The 18,229-nt window shown below is 70.2% G+C and carries 16 protein-coding genes; 5 read left to right on the top strand and 11 right to left on the bottom strand.

Annotation, left to right across the window (positions count from 1 at the left end):
* Positions 1–29 precede the first annotated feature (29 nt).
* Positions 30–404, top strand: coding sequence for a nitroreductase/quinone reductase family protein (locus tag FOF52_RS02995; RefSeq protein ID WP_248592309.1), 375 nt, complete (start codon positions 30–32; stop codon positions 402–404).
* Positions 405–1,372: 968 nt separating this feature from the next.
* The gene (locus tag FOF52_RS02990) at positions 1,373–1,948 is read left to right on the top strand and encodes a DEAD/DEAH box helicase family protein (protein WP_248592308.1); all 576 of its coding nucleotides are present in this window, start codon (positions 1,373–1,375) and stop codon (positions 1,946–1,948) included.
* 12 nt (positions 1,949–1,960) lie between these two features.
* Here the strand turns inward: FOF52_RS02990 and FOF52_RS02985 are convergent, their stop codons facing one another.
* The 5 genes from FOF52_RS02985 to FOF52_RS02965 form a co-directional block, all read right to left on the bottom strand.
* Complete coding sequence (locus FOF52_RS02985; RefSeq protein ID WP_248592307.1) at positions 1,961–2,290, bottom strand: transposase family protein; 330 nt, start codon at positions 2,288–2,290, stop codon at positions 1,961–1,963.
* Positions 2,220–2,762, bottom strand: a complete 543-nt coding sequence (locus FOF52_RS02980) for a hypothetical protein (protein ID WP_248592306.1) — start codon at positions 2,760–2,762, stop codon at positions 2,220–2,222. The genes FOF52_RS02985 and FOF52_RS02980 overlap by 71 nt, the downstream gene beginning before the upstream one ends.
* 592 nt (positions 2,763–3,354) lie before the next feature.
* Positions 3,355–3,945 (bottom strand): protoglobin domain-containing protein, encoded by a 591-nt coding sequence (locus tag FOF52_RS02975; RefSeq protein WP_248592305.1) that lies wholly within the window; start codon positions 3,943–3,945, stop codon positions 3,355–3,357.
* Positions 3,946–4,164: 219 nt separating this feature from the next.
* Positions 4,165–5,160, bottom strand: a complete 996-nt coding sequence (locus FOF52_RS02970) for a glycoside hydrolase family 11 protein (RefSeq protein ID WP_248592304.1) — start codon at positions 5,158–5,160, stop codon at positions 4,165–4,167.
* 517 nt (positions 5,161–5,677) lie between these two features.
* Positions 5,678–6,496: an inositol monophosphatase family protein gene (locus FOF52_RS02965; protein ID WP_248592303.1), complete on the bottom strand. Its 819-nt coding sequence runs from the start codon at positions 6,494–6,496 to the stop codon at positions 5,678–5,680.
* Positions 6,497–6,906: 410 nt separating this feature from the next.
* Between FOF52_RS02965 and FOF52_RS02960 the strand changes: the two genes are divergently transcribed.
* Both FOF52_RS02960 and FOF52_RS02955 read left to right on the top strand, forming a co-directional pair.
* On the top strand, positions 6,907–7,560 hold the full coding sequence (locus tag FOF52_RS02960; RefSeq protein WP_248592302.1) for a TetR/AcrR family transcriptional regulator: 654 nt from the start codon (positions 6,907–6,909) through the stop codon (positions 7,558–7,560).
* Between the two features lie 70 nt (positions 7,561–7,630).
* On the top strand, positions 7,631–8,719 hold the full coding sequence (locus FOF52_RS02955) for an MBL fold metallo-hydrolase (protein ID WP_248592301.1): 1,089 nt from the start codon (positions 7,631–7,633) through the stop codon (positions 8,717–8,719).
* A gap of 185 nt (positions 8,720–8,904) precedes the next feature.
* On the opposite strand, the gene FOF52_RS02950 is transcribed toward FOF52_RS02955, so the two are convergent.
* Positions 8,905–10,557 (bottom strand): AMP-binding protein, encoded by a 1,653-nt coding sequence (locus tag FOF52_RS02950; protein WP_248592300.1) that lies wholly within the window; start codon positions 10,555–10,557, stop codon positions 8,905–8,907.
* Positions 10,558–11,052: 495 nt separating this feature from the next.
* Here FOF52_RS02950 and FOF52_RS02945 point away from each other — a divergent pair, with 495 nt between their 5' ends.
* The gene (locus FOF52_RS02945) at positions 11,053–12,216 is read left to right on the top strand and encodes an acyl-CoA dehydrogenase family protein (protein WP_248592299.1); all 1,164 of its coding nucleotides are present in this window, start codon (positions 11,053–11,055) and stop codon (positions 12,214–12,216) included.
* Between the two features lie 520 nt (positions 12,217–12,736).
* On the opposite strand, the gene FOF52_RS02940 is transcribed toward FOF52_RS02945, so the two are convergent.
* The 5 genes from FOF52_RS02940 to FOF52_RS02920 form a co-directional block, all read right to left on the bottom strand.
* Positions 12,737–14,473 (bottom strand): AMP-binding protein, encoded by a 1,737-nt coding sequence (locus tag FOF52_RS02940; protein ID WP_248592298.1) that lies wholly within the window; start codon positions 14,471–14,473, stop codon positions 12,737–12,739.
* Between the two features lie 379 nt (positions 14,474–14,852).
* Positions 14,853–15,632 (bottom strand): SDR family oxidoreductase, encoded by a 780-nt coding sequence (locus tag FOF52_RS02935; protein WP_248592297.1) that lies wholly within the window; start codon positions 15,630–15,632, stop codon positions 14,853–14,855.
* Positions 15,629–16,561 carry an alpha/beta fold hydrolase gene (locus FOF52_RS02930; protein ID WP_248592296.1) on the bottom strand — a complete coding sequence of 311 codons (933 nt, stop codon included), beginning with the start codon at positions 16,559–16,561 and terminating at the stop codon, positions 15,629–15,631. The genes FOF52_RS02935 and FOF52_RS02930 overlap by 4 nt, the downstream gene beginning before the upstream one ends.
* Before the next feature lie 187 nt (positions 16,562–16,748).
* Positions 16,749–16,946: a ferredoxin gene (locus FOF52_RS02925; protein ID WP_248592295.1), complete on the bottom strand. Its 198-nt coding sequence runs from the start codon at positions 16,944–16,946 to the stop codon at positions 16,749–16,751.
* 22 nt (positions 16,947–16,968) lie between these two features.
* Positions 16,969–18,216 carry a cytochrome P450 gene (locus FOF52_RS02920; protein WP_248592294.1) on the bottom strand — a complete coding sequence of 416 codons (1,248 nt, stop codon included), beginning with the start codon at positions 18,214–18,216 and terminating at the stop codon, positions 16,969–16,971.
* Positions 18,217–18,229 lie beyond the last annotated feature (13 nt).

Genomic DNA, 18,229 nt, shown 5'->3' with positions numbered 1-18,229 from the left:
GAGTCGCGGCTCGCCACCATGCACGAGGAGTGCTGACGGACCGTGCCAGCGCAACGTTGATCGTTGCCGGGCGTCGTACCGGGCGGACGATCGCCGTCGCTGTGGCGGTGGCCGAGGTCAGCGGCGACGACTACCTGGTGTCGATGCTCGGTGAGACGGCCGACTGGGTGCGCAATGTCCGAGCGGCGCACGGACGGGCAGTCCTCGTGCGCCATCGGCAGCGCCGGCAGGTTCGCTTGCGCGAGGTACCGGTCGACGAGCGAGCACCGATCCTGCAGAGCTATCTCGATGTGGCTCCCGGAGCCCGTCCGCATCTGGGGGTCGACCGGAGCGAGCCACTGGAGTCGTTCGCCCGGATCGCTGGGGACTTTCCCGTGTTCCTGGTGTGCCCGGACGCCGAGTGACCACGCGGTGCCAGGGATCGATACCGACAGCCCAGGACCTCAGGTCGATACGACCGTTGAGGGCGCTCAGCCGACGGGTTCTCAATCTCGTCAACGACAGTCTGCGGCGGAGAGGCAGGACTGGCCACGATCGTCGGTGAGCAGCACGGTGGAACCGCACCAGTACCGCCCGCTGCGGTCGACGGACTCGAGGACAGCCGGTGGGCTCAAATAGGTCCAGCCCCGGGCGCGATGGTCACCGCAGACACCCAACTGGGCGATGTTGACACGGGCGATCGGTTGCCATTAGTCGGGGACGAGGCTGCTCTCGTCGACTACGCGCCGTCGGTCATTGCAGGGCGAGGTGAAAGGGCCTGAGCCGCCGACGACGAGCACCCAGGTGCCCGTCGCCACGGCGGCTTCCAGCACTGCCATGGTGAGCCCGGTGAGCTGATCCTCCTGCCCAGCGGCGGGGCGGAGCCCCAAAACCGCGGCGTCGGCACCGGTCAGTGTGGGGCCGACGTCGTCTACTCCGACGTCGATGCGTCGAACCTCGGGCCGGTCGTGGATGCCGTGGTCGCGAGACCGCGGTGATCTGGTTCCCTCACGCCAGCGCCTCGGTCACGGCCTCGCGACCGACTATGCCCGCGGCTCCGAGTACAGCCATCTTCATCGTCGTCTTCAGGGTGAGACGATGGGCCGGTAGTCGTCCTCCGGCTCAGGACGTATCAGCGGCCCGCGAAGAAATCGGCGACCTTGCGGGAGAAAATCCGCATCGGTCACAGAGTTGTGCGAGCCGGCTACGACCCCGAACTACTGACGTGCAGGCCAGCGCGTGCGCCGGCATCGACGGATGACTCTTGGTGCAGCGGATCGCATCAAAGGCGTTGGATCGGTGCGCTGCTGGTGAGTCGGCGTGGACTCGCACCGTCCAAGAACCCGCCACCCGCATCAGCACTGAGGCAGGCGTCCGCGGCGCCCCTCAGGAGTTGCGCGAACAGATCGCAGTGGCAAACACCTTGGCGCTTGAGGACTGTTTCTCGATTCCCCGCCCGACTTCGCCTGCGCCGGAGCATGTCGCGAACCTGACGAACTTGCGGGTAGTGCAGGTCGAGACAGAACTGCGCGCACTCATCACCGCCCATATCCCCGAACGGGAGCCGGAGCACCCCGACATGCGCGAACACGCGGCCGTGCTCGGGCAGCGCCTCGACGTAGGTCAGTTCGACACCTCCGCAGCGGTCGCCTCGCATGATCCGCTGCTAATCGTGGAGGACGCGACAGGCGCGGGCAAGACGAACATGCTCGCAACGGCAATCCACACCACCGAACAACAAGGCGGCAGCGTAAGGGACGTTACACCGACGAAGCACGCCGCTGTTCATTTTCCGAACTCGCCGCACACGCCTGCCTCTCCACCAGCCGGTACGGCCAACTGTTCAAAGATCCGTTCGGGGCGACGCCCTGTGTCGATCCTGCGCGTGCAGGAAACGGCCTGCCTGATCCGCGAGGCAGACCTGCTCATTGGCACGATCACCCATCAAGTCGGCTGGTGCCAGCATTGAGGTTTTCTTTTCTCAACGGATCGAGTGTTCGTAGCGGTGGAGGACCAGGGCAGCCTGGACGATACGGCCAACAGCGGAGGGGCTGAGGCTGATGCGGCGCAGAGTTGTGCACCGTCCGACCGGTACGGCCATGGCGCGTTCGCCCACCGCGCGCAGGCCGCGCAGCAGCCGGTTGTAGGCCAGGTTGTCGATGTGCATGCGCGCATACGACACCCTTCGAGAGGCGCGGACCGGGGTGTGGATGCCGACACCGGCGCCGTCGTAGCCGCCATCAGCCAGCACCATCAGGCCCTCGCGGGCCGCGGCGTGGCGCAGCAGCGGCAGGGCGTGGATGCGCGGCACCCAGCTCCGAGACCGATCCGGGTTCGGCATCGAAGACGCACAGCGGGCTGCCTGCGGCATCGGCAAAGAACTGGATGTTGGGGCCGTGGTGGTGCTTGTGCGCCGAGTACCACACATCGGTACCGCGCTCACCTGGCTGGGCGCACCGGGTAGTAGCGAAGACCTTGCCTTCGAGGATGGCCAGAGACTCGTCCCGGTCACGCAGTTCGCACAGCACCTGCTGCAACTCAGGGGCTTGGGCGGCGAGTACGTCGATGCCTTCGTGTACGTAACGATAGGCGGTGGCCAGGCTGACGGCATGGTCGCGGGCCAGGGCATCGGCACGGCTGCCGTCACGGAACCAGCGCAGGACCATCACCGCTTGACGGAACGGGGTAAGTGCACGCGAGCGGCGTGGGGTGCTGATGGTGCGGCGGTAGGCGGCCAGCAGGCGAGCCAAGTAGGTGACCACAGGGCGGGGAACATCGAGCATGGCAGAATAGGGAACCAACGGAAGCCTCTGCTTCAGTAGACGCAGTCTTGTGCCGAGAACCGTCCTACCAGGGACTTCACGGCTGCCTAGAGTCAGAGGGCGCCCTCACCGCCTCGCCCCCGCTCCACTGATCCGTTGAGAAAACCTCAATGAGCCTCGTGCTACTCGGCTACGTCCGAGTCCAGGAGCACGAAGCCCGAAAGGATGCCAGCGCAGACGATGGTGAGGGGGACCAGAATCATGGGAACCGTGCATGTCGTGACGTGCTCTGCATGATCTTAGGCCCAGAATCACGCGGAAATCGGTCTCACGGAAGCCGTCTGAACGCCTGGGGGTCAAGGGGTCGTGGGTCCAAATCCCGCCGTCCCGACAGGAGACGGGCGTTCACCCAGGTGAACGCCCGTTGGTCGTTTCCTGGGGAAGATCGGTCCCGGCTGCGGTGCACCTCCAGTGCATATGGACACCGGCGGCGCCACCCCGGTCAGGTCCCGTGGGCACCCGCTCCGCTGCCGGTCGCCGTCCCCCCGTTGAAGCGTCGGGAACGGCCGGCGCGCCCTGGGACGGCCCGGGCGGGGACCGGCGTCGACCGCGGTCACCAGTCGCCGTCGCGGACGTACGGGTGCGCCCACAGTGCCGCCTGCAGGGCCACCGCCTTGAACCACGCCTGGTGCATGGCCTCCACCTGCTCGGCGCTGTGGCCCTTGGCGGCCAGGAAGGGCCGCACGGTGGCGGTGATCGGGTAGATGAAGGCGATGACGTAGCGCAGCGGGATGTTGTCCACCGCTCCGGCGCCGTCGGCGGTGTTCTTCTTCTCGTGGGTGTGGCGCAGGGCGATCTCTTCCTGGTAGTCCAGCCAGGACTGGTCGTAGGGGCGGCGGCAGGTGTCGAGGATCCACTGGCCGAACCGCGACCGCACCCGGTCCAGGTACTCCTGGACCGGCTTGCCGTCGGGGGTGGAGAAGTAGGCCAGCAGGTGGGGGTGGTCGGCCACGAAGCCGTACCACACGTCGAGCACCTGCCCGACCTGGTCTTCGAGGACGTCTCCGGCCATGCGCAGCGCCTCCTCGTCGGCGCTGGTGAACATCACGGTGGCCTTGAGCCGGTCCAGCTCCTCCAGCCCGATCGGCGACCGGGGCAGGGTGTCGCTGCCGTAGGTGTAGCCGGGGATCATCGTCTTCGGCATTTCCACTCCTCCACGCGTTTCCGGAGATGACGGACTTGCAGCGTAGGTTCCGCGGGAGAGCGGGTGGAGGAGGGACACTCAGCGGTCAGCGGGTTTTTAGGGAGACCAGGGCTGGCGGTGACGCCGTCGGCCCGGCGGCCGCTGTCCGGCCGGACAGCGGAGTGGCGCGGCGGCTCACCGCCGCCGCGCCACGTGCGCGGTGTCTGGGCCCTCAGAGGGTCAGTTCGCGCTGCAGGAGACCGACGGCCAGGTCCAGTTGCCGTTGTGCTGGATCGTCATGCCCCAGTTGTTGCCGTTGCCGTTGGGGCGGGCCACCAGCGTCTGGGCGTCGGGGTAGTTGGCGGTGATGTTCCACGTGGCCATGACCTTCGCCGGGGCGGGCACGTTCACCGTCACGGTCCAGTTGTTGGAGCCGCTGACCGAGACGTTGAGGTTGTAGCGGTCGCCCCACTGCTGTCCCGCGGACAGCGTCGCGGTGCAGCCGCCCCCACCCGGGTTGCCCGGGTTGCCGGGGTCGCCGCCGTTGGAGGAGCCCAGGGTCACGTTGGAGCTTCCGCTGCTCTGGTAGCCCTCGGTCGCCATGATCATGTAGTCGTGGCTGCCCAGGTGCATACCGTGGCGGGCCCAGGCGTCGAAGTGGTTGCCGGCGGTGATGGTTCCGCTCGTCCGCTTCTGCTGCCGGACGCTCCAGTACTGGTCGAAGGTCCGGGTGCCCTCGATGGAGGGGGCGTTGTACCGCGTCGTCTTGTAGATGTCGTACGTTCCACCGTCGGTGGTCACCGTGCCCATGTAGGTTCCGGTGGGCCGGTAGGTGCCCCAGCTCTCGACGATGTAGTACTCCACGAGCGGGTTCCGGGTCCAGCCGTAGAGGGTCAGGTAGGCGTTGCCGGACGGGTTGAAGCTGGCCGAGTAGCTCACCGTCCTGCGTCCACCGGTGCTCCATCCCTTGCCGGCGACGAAGTTTCCGGTGTTCCGCCACGAGGTGCTGTAGTTGCCGCCGGAGCCCAGCTCCATGGAGACCGTTCCGGGGGCGTCCGTCCAGAAGGAGTAGAAGTAGCCGCCGTGGTTGCCGGTCTGGTTGGAGGTCACGGCCGCGTTGGCGGTACCGGGCAGCATCGTCACCGCCGCGACCAGCGCCGCGGCGAAGGCTCGGCCGATGAGTCGCCCGGTGCGGCCGCGTCTGCGGCTTCTCGGGCGGGCGGGGGCGTCGATCATGTGAGTCTTTCCTCCTTGTGAGGGATGGAGGGACCAGGCAGCGCGGCACGGCCCGGCGGGGCTGTCGGCGACCGGGGGTGGCGGCCGCACGTCGGCGTCGTGCGACGCGGCGGGATCGGCCGACTGCACGAGGTCGACGACCGGGGCCAGGACGCGGCGGCTGGCCTGGATCGACAGTGGGCAAGATCTGTCGACACCGACAGTGTTCGCCCAACTCTGAGGAGTTGTCAATAGTTTCCGGAACCTTTCGGAAAAATTCTCACCTCGAGAGCCCTTCCGAGGACATCAGACCTCGCACCCCATCCCACCTCTCCCCCGCCCTTTCACAGGTCATCCACACCGCACCGGGACCTCCGAAACTTTCGAAGAATTTCTGAACCACGCCGTGCGCAGTGCGGTGTGACGGACAGGGGCCGTCGCCGAGGCGGTACCGCTCCCCCGCGCCCCGGGACGGGAACGCCCCGGACTCCCCTCCCCTGCGGAGCCGGGGCGCCCGGCGTTCCGCCCCGGGAGCCGGTCAGTCCCCGGCAGGCCAGTACGGGGTCTGGCGGGTGATGTCGAGCAGGGACAGCACGGCGTCGCGCAGCCCGGGAGTGACCGCGATCGTGCACCGGGACCGCGTGGTGTGCGGACTGCCGTCACTGTCGACGACGGCCGCGCCCGCCTCACGGGCGATCACGGCTCCGGCGGCGGTGTCCCAGGTGCAGTTGCCCAGGGTGATGCTGGCGTCCAGGGCCCCCGCGGCGAGGAAGGCGAGGTCCACGGCCGTGGCGCCCAGGCGGCGCAGCCCCTGGGTGCGGACGGACAGTGTGCGGTCCAGCTCCGCGGAGATCAGGTCGCGCACGGGGGCGTCCCCGCCTCCGCCGTAGTTGCTGAGCGCGACCAGCGCCTCGGACAGGTCGGTGGTCTCGGACACGCGCAGCCGGGTGTCGTCCCGGTAGGCGCCGTGGCCGTCGGCGGCCCAGTAGCGGCCGCCCAGGAACGGCAGCGCGATCACCCCGAGCACCGGCTGGTCCCCGTGCACCAGGCCGAGCGAGACCGCGTTGAGGGGCAGCCCGTGGGAGAAGTTGGTGGTGCCGTCGACGGGGTCGAGCACCCAGTAGGTGTCGCGGCCGCCGGTGGCCCCGGTCTCCTCCCCGAGGAAACCCAGGTCGGGGGTCTGTCGGGTGAGGCGGTCGCGGACGATGCGTTCCACGGCCTCGTCGGTGTCGGTGACGATCTGCCGGCCGCCCTTGTCGCGGATTCCGGTGACGGGATGGGTCACCACGTACTCGACGGCCGCGTCGACGGCCTCCTGGGCGACGGGCAGCAGCGCCTTGGCGTCGGACAGTGGCATGGGGGGCTCCTCCGGTCTCGGCTGGTGGGGAACGGGAAGGGAGACGCCGATTCGGGCCGTCGCGGCGTGGGCGGCGCCGACGGCACCACCGGCCGCTCCGGCGCCTCCGTCTGGGACTCTACGCACCCGTCGCCCACCGTCCGGAGACGGACCGTCGTCAGCGCCGCGCGTGTCGGCGGCCAGGGGCGGCGGGCGCTGCGGGCCCGTCTCCCGGACCGCCGACCGGTCCGGTCGCCCCGCTCCGCCCGTGCAGGCATAAGCTTCTTCGGGGACGTGCCCACCGGCGGGTCGGCGGTCCGGCGTGTTGCGGAAACCCGGCGGCCGCGCCAGGATGAGTTGTCTAACAAACGGTAGGTTTCATTAGTGTCACGGGGAGTGCGATCGCGCTCACCACGGTCACGGGGGAAACGATGGCGAACCCGACAGGGCTGGCAGGACGCCGCTCGGCGGCGGAGCGCAAGCCGCGGAAAGAGCGCTGGGCCGAACTGATCGAAACAGCCACCCAGGTCTTCTACGAGAGGGGCTATGAGGCCGCTTCGCTGCAGGAGATCGCCAACCGGATCGGCATGCTGAAAGGCAGCCTGTACTACTACATCCAGTCCAAGGAGGACCTCCTCTTCGAGGTGGTCAACGAGGTGCACCAGAAGGGGCTGGCCGTGGTCACCGCGCTCGCCCAGGGGCCGTCGCCCTCCCCGTTGGAGCGCCTGCACCGGGTGATCCGGGGGCACGTGGAGCACACCTGCCACAACCTGGTCCCCACCGCGGTCTTCCTGCACGAGCTCTCCGCCCTGCCCGAGGACAGGCGCCGGCAGGTCCTGGGCGACAAGCACTCCTACCAGGGGGTGTTCCGCTCACTGATCGAAGAGGCGAAAGCCGCCGGCGAGGTCCGCGAGGACGTCGACCCCAAGCTCGCCGCCCTCTCGATCCTGGGCTCGGCGAACTGGGTCTACCGCTGGTACCGCCCCGACGGCGAGTTCTCCGCCCAGCAGATCGCGTCGCACCTGGCGGAGACGGCGATCCGGGGCATCGCCTCGGAGGCCGGCCTGGCCTCCTGCACCCGCTGACGCGCGGGTCCCGGGTTTCTCGCCTCCGACAGCGGCGGGGCCGCGACACCGGCCGACGGACGGAGCGAGCGTGACCGACGACAGACACGTGACGGGAGGGACACACGTGGCCGAACTGCTGCCGCTCCGTGCGGAGGACCCCGAGCGGCCCTGGAGCGAGCCGGGGGTCTACACCGTGGCTCCGGGAATCCACAGGATTCCCCTTCCTCTTCCCGGAGACGCGTTGAAAGCCGTCAACGTGTACGCCGTTGATCTGGACAGCACCGGCGGCACGATGCTCGTGGACTCCGGCCAGATCGGCAGCGGGGCCCTCGAAGGGCTCGCCGCCGCCCTGGCCGCCCTGGGCCGCGGCCTCTCCGACGTACGCCGGATCCTCGTGACCCACCTGCACCGGGACCACTTCACCTTGGCCGTCGAACTGCGGCGGCTCTTCGGCGCGACCGTGGAGTTGGGCGCCGGCGAGCGCGACTCGCTGTCCGCGGTGCGAAAGATGGTGCACGGCCTCGAAGCGCAGCTGGACGTACTGGTCCGCTGCGGCGCCCGGGACCTCGTGGCGCAGCTGCGGACGGTGGACGGCACGGGCGGCATGCCCCAGGAGATCTGGGAGGAGCCCGACCACTGGCTGCTCGACGGCGCCGTCGTCCCCGCGGGGCAACGCTCCCTGACCGCCGTGACGACTCCCGGCCACACCCGCGGCCACCTGGTCTTCCACGATCCGCGCGGGGCTGTGATGTTCACCGGCGACCACGTGCTGCCGCACATCACCCCCTCCATCGGTTTCGAGGCCGCGCCGGTCGCCCAACCGCTGCGGGACTTCCTCGACTCGCTGCGTCGTCTCCGTGCGCTGCCGGACGCCCGCATGCTGCCCGCCCACGGTCCGGTCTCTCCCAGCGTCCACGCCCGCGTCGACGAACTCCTGGCCCACCACGACGCCCGCCTCGCCGCGACGGCCGCCCAGGTGGCGCGGGGGCGGGACAGTGCGGCCTCCGTCGCCGCCGGCCTGACCTGGACGCGCAGGGAGCGCACCCTGGCGGAGCTGGACCCGTTCAACCGGATGCTGGCGGTGTTGGAGACCAAGGCCCACCTGGACCTGCTCGAACTCCAGGGGGTGCTGACCGGCGAAGAGGTGGACGGAGTGCGGCGCTACCGCACCCGGTGACGGACACGGGCGCCCCGCCGCCCGTCTCGCCGCCGTCTCTCCGTTCGCTGCGGACACGACGAGGCTCCCCGCGCCGATACGGCGCGGGGAGCCTGCTCGATGCCGCACGGGTGCGGCGGTCCCGCTGCCCGGGGGTGCGGGGGACCGTTCCCGCCCCGGGCCCCGGCTCGCCGGGGCGGCGGTCCCTACGACGCCTCGCCCGCCGCTGCCTTGGCCTGGTACCTGAGCCGCGGCGCCTCGGTGATGCCCTTCTCACGGAGTTCCTGGGTGATCTGCTCGCGCAGCACGTACTTCTTGATCTTGGTCCCCGACATGGGCCACTCGTCGACGAAGCGGACGTACCGCGGGACGCGGTACGTGGCGATCTTCCCCAGGCAGAAGTCGATGAGCTCCTCCTCGGTGACGGTCATCCCCGGCTTGCACTGGATGAACGCCGCGGGGACCTCGGTGTAGTAGGCGTCCGGTGCGGCGACCACCTGGGCGAAGTCCACAGCGGGGTGGCGCATCAGATAGCCCTCGGCCTCGGCGGCCGCGACGTTCTCGCCCCCGACTTTCAGCATGTCCTTCACCCGGCTGACGAAGGTCACCCGGCCGTCCGGGTCGATCGTGCCCAGGTCGCCGCTGTGGAACCAGCCGTCCTCGTCGAAGACCTTCCGGGTCAGCTCCGGATCGCGGAAGTAGCCGTGGAAGCAGTTCGGACCGCGGTAGATCAGTTCGCCCAGGGTGTTGGGCGGGACGTCCTTTCCGGTCTCGGGGTCGACCACCCGGCACTCCATGCCGGGCAGGACCTGGCCGCCGGTGGTCACCCGTTCCTCAAGGGAGTCGTCGACCGAGCTCACCGAGAGAACGGAGCACGCCTCCGTGGCGCCGAACGTCGACACCTGGACCACGTGCGGCAGCTGCTCCTGCATCGCCCGCAGCCGTTCGGCCACCCCGGTCACCAGCACGGTCCGGAGCGCGGACAGGTCGTACTCGGCGAAGTCCGGCCGGTCGAGGACCGGCTTCCAGATCGTCTCGAAGCAGGGGAGCGCAAGGGTGCACCGCTCCTCCTGCAACTGCTGGAGAGCGGTGTCGGGCCGGTAGAACCCGGAATGCACGTACACGCTCCTGGCGTGGATGGTCATGACCGAGAAGGCGATGCCGCCGATGTGGAACAGGGGGAGCGGCACCCACACCCGGTCGTCGGGGGTGAGCCGGAAGCGGTCGTTCGCCAGGGTGTCCGCGAAGCGGCACAACGCCTCGTGGCTCAGCATCGCTCCCTTGGGCGCCGCGGTGGTCCCGGAGGTGTAGATGATGATGGCCGTGTCGCGGGTCTTGACCCGCTGCGCCCTTCTGGTCACCTCGTCTGCGGAGGCGGCCCGGGCCACCGCGTCGAAGCTCGCCTCCGGGAGGTAGCCGGGGCGTTCCTCGCTGCCGAGCAGCAGGACCTGCCGCAGGTCGGGGGCGTCGGCCAGGTCCAGCCGCTCCGGACGGGCCTCTGCCAGTCCCGGCAGCACCGCGTCGACGAGTTCGGGGAAGTCGGTCCCGCCGGGCTGCGGGGGCCTGGTGACCAGCACGCTCATACCGGAGTGGTTGAGCAGGTGGGAGAGCTCGTACTCCTTGAACCTCCCGTTGACCGGGACGGGGATGACGCCGACCTTGGCCGCGCCGAAGATGGCCGCGATGATGTCGGCGCAGTCGGGCAGGAGGATCCCCACCCGGTCGCCGGCGCCGACGCCGAGGCCGACGAAGCCGCGCGCGAACCAGTCGGCGCGTTCGGCGAGCTCCGCGTAGGTCATCCGCCTGTCGGGGAACACGAGGGCTTCGCGGTCCGGGTGCTCCGCTGCCCGTGCGTCCAACAGGTCTCCCAAGCTGGTAACGGCGATCCATCTGCGTTGCGCAGCCTTTACCACCACAACCGCTCCCCTTTAAAGGACGAGTAAGTCCCAGCGCAAGACCAGCTGCAGTGACGTTAGCCACACGGCAACCGTACTGTCAACCATACGGTTGGTTGATTAATCGGCACCCGCTCCGGACGCGGAGTCCCGCACCCCCGCCGGGCCCGACCGGCCACCCCTCCGGGCCGCGCCCGCCACGCACCGCCGGGGGGCTGGAAATCGACTAACTGGTAAGTCAACTTTGGTGGCACCGGAGGTTCGGCTTCCGCCCCCGTGCGGCGGTCGCGTTCACCGCCGCGGCGGCACGGCGCTCCCGCCGCTTCCCCGACCTGCCGGCGTCGCCGCGCCACCACCCGCCCTCGACACCGTCCGGCCCCGGAGGCCCCTCCGGTCCGGCGAGCCGGCAGCCGTCCGAGCCCTCCCCCTCTCAAAGATCCCACCTCGTAAGGAAGAGCCGTGGATTTCTCGTTCACTGCGGAACAGCAGGAGTTTCGGAAGGTCGTCCGCGACTGGGTCGAGAAGAACTGTCCCAAGAACGTGGCCCGGGACCTGGAGAAGGAAGAGTTCGCCTACCCGTTCGAACTCTGGGACAAGATGAGCGCCGCGGGACTGCACGGCATCGGCATCGACGAACGCTACGGAGGATCCGGGGGCGACATCGTCGTCCAGGCGATCACCGCGCGGGAGCTCGCCAGGTCACTCGCCGGCCTCACCTGGGTCTGGGCGATCTCGTCGTTCGCCGGCGCCAAGTCCGTCGGCCTGTACGGCTCCGAGGAGCAGAAGGAGCGGTTCCTCCCGGAACTGGCCCAGGGCAGACTGCGCTTCTCGATCGCGGTCACCGAACCGTCGGGCGGCACCGACCTCCTCGGCGGGATGCGCACGAAGGCGAGGAAGGTGGACGGCGGCTGGCGCATCACCGGGCAGAAGATGTGGTCCACCGCCGCACACGTCGCCGACTACCTGCTCCTCCTCGCCATCTCGGACGAGGAGGCGCCCAAGAGGACCCAGGGCAAGACCCTGTTCCTGGTCCCCGCGGACTCCCCCGGTGTGGAGACCCGCCAGATCCCCAAACTGGGCATGCGGGCCGTCGGCTCGTGCGGGGTGTTCCTCGACGACGTCTTCGTCCCCGACGACCTGGTCCTGGGAGAGGTCGGCCGGGGCTGGTACACGCTGCTCGGAACCCTGAACAACGAGCGGATCCTCCTGGCGGCGCTGTGCACCGGCATCATCGACGGCGTCCTCGAAGAGTCCCTCGCCCACATGGACACTCGGACCGCGTTCGGCCGGAAGATCGGCCAGTTCCAGTCGCTCCAGCACTACATCGCCGACATGGTGATGTGGCAGAAGCAGGCCGAGCTGATGGTGTTCAACGCCGCCTGGCTGCAGAGCCAGGGCAAGCCCTGCGGTCTGGAGGCCAACATGGCGAAGGTCGTCGCCTCCGAGTACGCCAACCGCGCCGCCGACCTCGGTATCCAGATCCTGGGCGGCATGGGCTACGCGGCGGAGACGGACGCCCAGCGGTACTGGCGGGACAGCCGCCTGCTGCGCATCGGCCCCATCTCAAGCGAGATGGCCCGCAACTCCATCGCCGAGAGCGTGGGGCTGCCGCGCTCGTTCTGACCTTCCGGTTCCGCGCCGCCCGGTCGGCCCCGGGCGGCGCGGAACCGAGACGCCGTCGACAGCCGGGGACCGGCGGGCCGCACCGGGGCACGGCGGCGCTCCCCTCCCGGTCACGGGCTCCCCGGCCCCGCGACGCGGGGACGTCCGGTCGACGGCACCCCGGGAGCGGGCCTCTCCGGTGGGCGGCACCGGCGTGGGCCGACCAACCGCGCCCACCGTGGCCGCCCCGGCCTGGCCCTCCGACGCGCCCGCCCTCAAGAATCCGGACTCCGCTCCCCGGTGCCCGCAGGCGCCGATGAGGGCACCGCCCCTCGCGGGCGCGCGCACGTCGGCACCGGAGCAGAGCCACCTGCGACGGCACCGCTGCCGCCACCGGCGTCCTCGGCCGGCGGCCCCGCGCCCCGGCACCGCTCACGTCCGCACCTGTGCGCGGGCGCGTGCGTCCGGCCACAAAGGCGGACGCCTGGCCCGACCGTCCTCGTCCGGCGGAGCCAGGCGTCCGTGTGCCACGGGGACGGCGTCAGCCCGCAGCGGGCTGCGGCTCCCCCGCACCACCGGTGTCGGCGACCATCCCCGCCCTGCTGTCGAGCCGCGGTGCTCTGGTGATGCCCTTGGCCTTCAGCTCCTCGGCGATCCGCGCGCGCAGGTCGACCTTCTTGATCTTCGTGCCGGACATCGGCCACTCGGTGACGAACCGTACGTACCGCGGCACCCGGTAGGTGGCGATCTTGCCCAGGCAGAAGTGGATCAGCTCCTCCTCGGTCGCTTCCTGGCCGGGCTTGAGTTCGATGAAGGCGGCGGGGACCTCCACGTAGTAGTCGTCCGGGGCCGCGACCACCTGGGCCAGCTTCACCGCGGGGTGGGTGATGAGCAGCCCCTCCACCTCCGCGGCCGAAACGTTCTCCCCGCCGACCTTCAGCATGTCCTTCAACCGGCTGACGAAGGTGATCCGGCCGTCCTCGTCCCGGCGGACCACGTCACCGGAGTGGAACCAGCCCTCCTCGTCGAAGACCTCCCGGGTCAGCTCCGGATCGCGGAAGTAGCCGTCGAAGGCGTTCGGTCCCCGGAAGAGGAGCTCCCCCTCCGCGCCGGGCGGCAGGTCCTCCCCGGTCTCGGGGTCGACCACGCGGACCTCCATGCCGGGCATGGGGTGGCCGCCGGTGGTGACCCGGACCTCGAAGGGGTCGTCCAGCCGGTGCAGCGACAGGAAGGCGCAGGACTCCGTCATCGCGACGCACGAGACCTGCGTCGCCCACGGCAGGGCCTCCGCCATCTGGCGGAGCCGCTCCTCCACTCCGACGACCATCACCGCCCGGATGCTCGTCAGGTCGTGCTCCTGCGGGTTGTAGCGCGAGAGCACCGGCAGCCAGATCGTCTCGAAGGCGGCGAGCGCCACGGTCACCCGGTTGTCGATGAGGAGCGGGAGCGTGGTGGCGGGGTCGAACAGTCCCGGGTGGACGAAGGTCGCGCCGGCGCTGAGCGTGCTGATCAGGAAGCTGATACCGCCGCCGTGGAAGAGCGGGATGGCGGTCCAGACGTTGTCCTGCCGGGTCAGTTCGAGCCGCTCGACGATCCCCGTGGTCAGGCGGCTCACCGCCTCGTGGCTCAGCATCGCGCCCTTGGGGGCCGCGGTGGTCCCCGAGGTGTAGACCAGCATCATCGTGTCCCGCAGGCGGACGGAGCTCTGCCGGGCGCGGACCTGCTCGGCGCTGATCGCACCGCCCATCTCGATCGCCTCGGCCACGCCGATCGCGTACCCCGGGACCTGTGCGCCCTCGCTCACCACCACGCGCCGCAGTTCCGGCAGTGTGGGCAGCTCCACCGCTCCGCCCGTGACGTCCGCCAGTTCCAGGAAGGTGCGGACCAGCAGCTCCAGCGGCGAGTTCACCGGCGTCTCCGCGGTGAACAGCACCTTCATCCCGGAGTGCTTGACGATGTGCTCCAGCTCGACCGGCTTGAACCGGGCGTTGACCGGAACCGCGACGGCTCCGATCTTCGCCGCCGCGAACAGCAGTGCGGCCAGCTCGGTACAGGCCGGCATGAGGATTCCCACCCGGTCGCCCCGGTCCACCCCCATCGCGAGCATGCTTCTCGCCAGAGCGTCGGCTCGGGCCGCCAGCTCCTGGTAGGTCGCGCGCTCCTCCGGGAAGACCAGGGCCGGCTCAGAGCCGAGCGCCTCCGCCCGGCTGTCGAGCAGGTCTCCAACGGTCTCCGCACGGACCCATCCAGAGCCCGACAAGGACTGCAGCTCGCTCACCTCTGACCACGCTTCCTTCCTGACATCGCTCCACAGGCCGAAGCCCCGCGCTGCCCACAGTCAGCGGCACCGGCCTTTATCTGACGGCCGTTTGTTTGACGGGGGACTATAAGCTACATCACACCGGACAGACCCGCCAGTGTTGGCGACCCTCCGGCCCACAGCGCGACAGAAACCCTGTTCTGTCAGGTCATGCGGCTGAAACTCCCCCCGGGAGAGTGACCGCGACGGTGCGGAGCGCACCGGCCTCCCGGTGCGCGGGCCCCGGAAACGGACCGGTCCTGCGTGCCGCTCCTCCCGGGGAGGCCGTCGGAGCCCCGGGAGGAGGACGGCCAAACCGTCGCGGGCATCCGCTACCCGACCGTGCCCCGGCCCCCGGTCACCACTGCCGGTCCCCCCGGAGTTGTGCGTCGGCACCGCCGTCGACATACACCGTCTGCCCGGTGACGGCGGTGTTGTCCGGGTCCGCGAGGAACCGCACGGTCCGCACGATCTGGCCCACGTCGATCGGCCCCCGGGTCAACGGCATCGGAACCTGCCTGCTCAGGGCCTCCCGCCCGGCCGGGCTGGCCCACTCCGCGGCGATCATCGGGGTCAGCACCACCCCCGGCCCCACCGCGTTCAACGCGATCCCGTGTCCGGCCCACGCCTCGGTGGACGCCGTCCGCCGCACCCAGCGCGCCAGGGCCTGCTTGGACGCGGCGTAGATGCCGATGCCCTTGCCCGCCTCCACCGCCCGCCGCCCCAGGTCCAGCGCCGCCTCCTCGTCGTGGTCCAGGCAGGCCTGGACGAGGGAGTCCAGTGTCCGGTGCACCGCGGCCACCGACGACACCACCACGACCCGGGGCGACCGGCCGCGCCGCAGCAGCGGCAGCAGCCCCGCCAGCAGGTCGACCACGCCGAAGTAGTTGACGCTGAGGGTCACCGGCTCGGGCCGCGCCAGTCCCGCACAGGCCACCACCACGTCCACGGCGGCCGCCCGCCGCGTGAGCTGCTCGACGGCGAAGCGACGCCCGTCGGGCCGGGACAGGTCCGCGTGGACGTCGCCTCCGGCCACGTCCACGCCGATGACGGTGTGTCCGCTCGCCCGGAAGCTCTCGGCCACCGCGGCGCCGATCCCGGACGCGGCTCCGGTGACCACACACGTGCGCTCCGTCACGATCCTGCCTCCTCTGCCGTCTTCCGGCGGCTCCGCCACTCCTCGATGGTGTCGCGGATCGCCGCGACCAGTTCGAGCGGGCGGTCGAACATGAGGTGGTGCCCCCCGTCGATCGGCCAGTACACGACAGGGCGCTCGGCCGGCGCCGTGCGCGCCATGTCCGCGATCCGTTCCCGGTCGGACTCGGGGACCACGTCGGACTTCTCCGCCGCGATGACGCCCAGGGGGCAGACGAGGGAGTCGAGCACGCCCAGCAGGTCCTTGAGGCGGTCCTCCGGATGCTCCAGGAAGACCTTCGCGTCGAACTTCCACGACCAGCGGCCGTCGCCGGTGGACGCCACGCTGTGCCGGGCGACGTGGGCGAGGAGCTCGTCGGCGACGACGTCCTGGGGCGGCAGCAGGCGGAACCTGGCCACGGCCTCGTCCCTGCTGGAGTAGCTCCTCGTCTGCGCCAGGACCCCGTTGTCCTTGGTGAAGTTGGCCGCGTCCGCCTTCGACAGCGGCGAGTCGATGCTGATGAGCCCCGCCATTCGGCTTCCGTGTTCGAGGGCGAAGAGCGTGGCCACCATCCCGCCCATCGAATGCCCCACCACGATGGGCGGGAGCCCGCCGGGAAGCCGCTCGACCACCGCGGCGACCTCCTCCACCCACCCCGCGAAAGAGTAGTGGGCACGGTGACCGCTGTCACCGTGCCCGGACAGGTCGAGTGCGACCACGTGGTAGCGGTCGCTGAGCAGCGGCGCGGTGAAACTCCACCACCAGCTGTGCGCGGCCCCGCCGTGGACGAACACCACGGGCTGCCGGGTGGCGTCCCCCCAGGAGAACCACGAGATGTCGCATCCCGCCACCGTGGTCACCTGCGGGACCGGGGCCGCTGCCAGGGCCTCTCGCAGCGGTGCCGGCACACCGGGGAGTGCCTCTTGTGTCACCTGTCCTCGTCCTCTTTCCGTTTCCGTGGTCACCCTTGCCCTTCCGGCCCGTGCGCCGCCTCCGCTCTGCGCGCGTTCGCCGGTCCCGGAGCGGGACACGGCACGGTCCCCGGGGACCGCCGGTGCGGCCGGAGGGATCCGGCCGCACCGGGCCTGCCCCGGAGGAGCGCCGCCGGGCCGGGACGGGTCAGTCGATCAGGCGCAGCGCCGCCACGGGGCAGGCCGACACCCCCTGCTGCGCCTGCCGCTCCTCGTCCGGCGGGACCTGCATCCCCGCGTCGGTGAGCGCGGTGTAGCCGTCCTCGTTCAGCGGGAACAGGTCCGGATCGGCGATGTTGCACTGGGCGTGGCCTTCGCACCGGCTGCTGTCTGCGATGATCTTCACGTTCGTCTCCTGCGGGCGGTCGTCACCGGTGGGTGGGCAGTGCGTCGTGGGCGACGGGAAGCCTGTGGAGGGCGCGGGCGGCGAGGCTCTCCTTGTAGGAGAGTTCTCCTGCCAGGCGCAGTCCCGGCAGCCGCCGCACGACGCTGCCGATGGCGATTCTGGTCTCCAGGCGTGCGAGCTGCGCCCCCAGGCAGGCGTGGATCCCCTTGCCGAAGGCGATGTGCGGGTTGGGGCTGCGCCGCAGGTCCAGGGCGTCCGGGTCGGTGAACTTCGCGGGGTCCCGGTTGGCCGCGGACAGCACCAGGTAGACGCGCTCTCCGGCCCGGATCTGCTGACCGGCCAGCTCGGTGTCCTGCGTCACCCAGCGGTTGATCACCTTGATCGGGCCGTCGAAGCGGAGGAGCTCCTCCACCGCGGAGGAGATGAGATCCGGCTCCTCCCGCAGCAGGGCCAGCTGGTCGGGGTGCTGGAGCAGGGCCACGATCCCGTTGGCGATCGAGTTCGTGGTCGTCTCGTGGCCGGCGAAGAGCAGCAGGGCGCACATGGCGACGAGTTCGTCCTCGGTGAGCTCGTCGCCGCTCCCGTCGCCGGCCATCATCGCGGTGAGCATGTCGTCCCCCGGTTCCCGGCGGCGGAGTTCGATGAGCTCGCGGAAGAACGAGACCATCTCCTCCATCCCGCGCAGCGCCCGCTCGTGCCGCTCCTCCCTGGCGTCTCCCCCGGCCCCGAAGGCCACCAGCGCCAGTTCGTCGGACCAGTGCCGGAAGCGGTCACGGTCCTCCTGGGGAGCGCCGAGCATCTCCGCGATCACGATCGCGGGCAGCGGGTAGGCGAGGTGTTCGATGAGGTCGGTGTGCCCCCCGGCGATGAACCGGTCGAGCAGGTCGTCGACGAGCTGCTGGATCCGCTGGTTCATGTCCACGATCCGCTGCTGCTTGAAGGCGCCCGCGGCGAGGCGGCGCAGCCGCGTGTGCTGCGGCGGATCGCTGACCACCATCCACTGGCTCAGCAGTTCCCGTACGCGGGTCGTCGCGGTCGACTGCTCGTTCTCGTCCTTGTTCATGGCGAGCAGCGGGCGGACCCGGTCGGACGACAGCGCACGGTTCCGGTAGGCCTCCGAGATGTCGTTGTAGCGGGTGGCCAGCCAGGCGCGGTGGGGCTCGCTCCAGTGGATCGAGTCCAGCTCACGCAGACGGGCGAGCGCCTGGTGCGGGTCGGCATTGACATCGGGCCTCAGGAGGTCGTCGATGATCTGGGCACCAGCGGCCATGACGGTCGTCCTT

The organism is Thermobifida alba (assembly GCF_023208015.1).
GTDB classification, from domain to species: domain Bacteria; phylum Actinomycetota; class Actinomycetes; order Streptosporangiales; family Streptosporangiaceae; genus Thermobifida; species Thermobifida alba.
Note: the sequence above shows the minus strand (reverse complement) of the source record. Positions and strands in the feature narration are given on the sequence as shown.

Excerpts from the sequence above, each read along its gene's own strand:
- FOF52_RS02980 (WP_248592306.1), bottom strand. The coding sequence starts at position 2,762 with ATGCTCGATGTTCCCCGCCCTGTGGTCACCTACTTGGCTCGCCTGCTG.
- FOF52_RS02975 (WP_248592305.1), bottom strand. The coding sequence starts at position 3,945 with ATGCCGAAGACGATGATCCCCGGCTACACCTACGGCAGCGACACCCTG.
- FOF52_RS02970 (WP_248592304.1), bottom strand. The coding sequence starts at position 5,160 with ATGATCGACGCCCCCGCCCGCCCGAGAAGCCGCAGACGCGGCCGCACC.
- FOF52_RS02965 (WP_248592303.1), bottom strand. The coding sequence starts at position 6,496 with ATGCCACTGTCCGACGCCAAGGCGCTGCTGCCCGTCGCCCAGGAGGCC.
- FOF52_RS02960 (WP_248592302.1), top strand. The coding sequence starts at position 6,907 with ATGGCGAACCCGACAGGGCTGGCAGGACGCCGCTCGGCGGCGGAGCGC.
- FOF52_RS02920 (WP_248592294.1), bottom strand. The coding sequence starts at position 18,216 with ATGGCCGCTGGTGCCCAGATCATCGACGACCTCCTGAGGCCCGATGTC.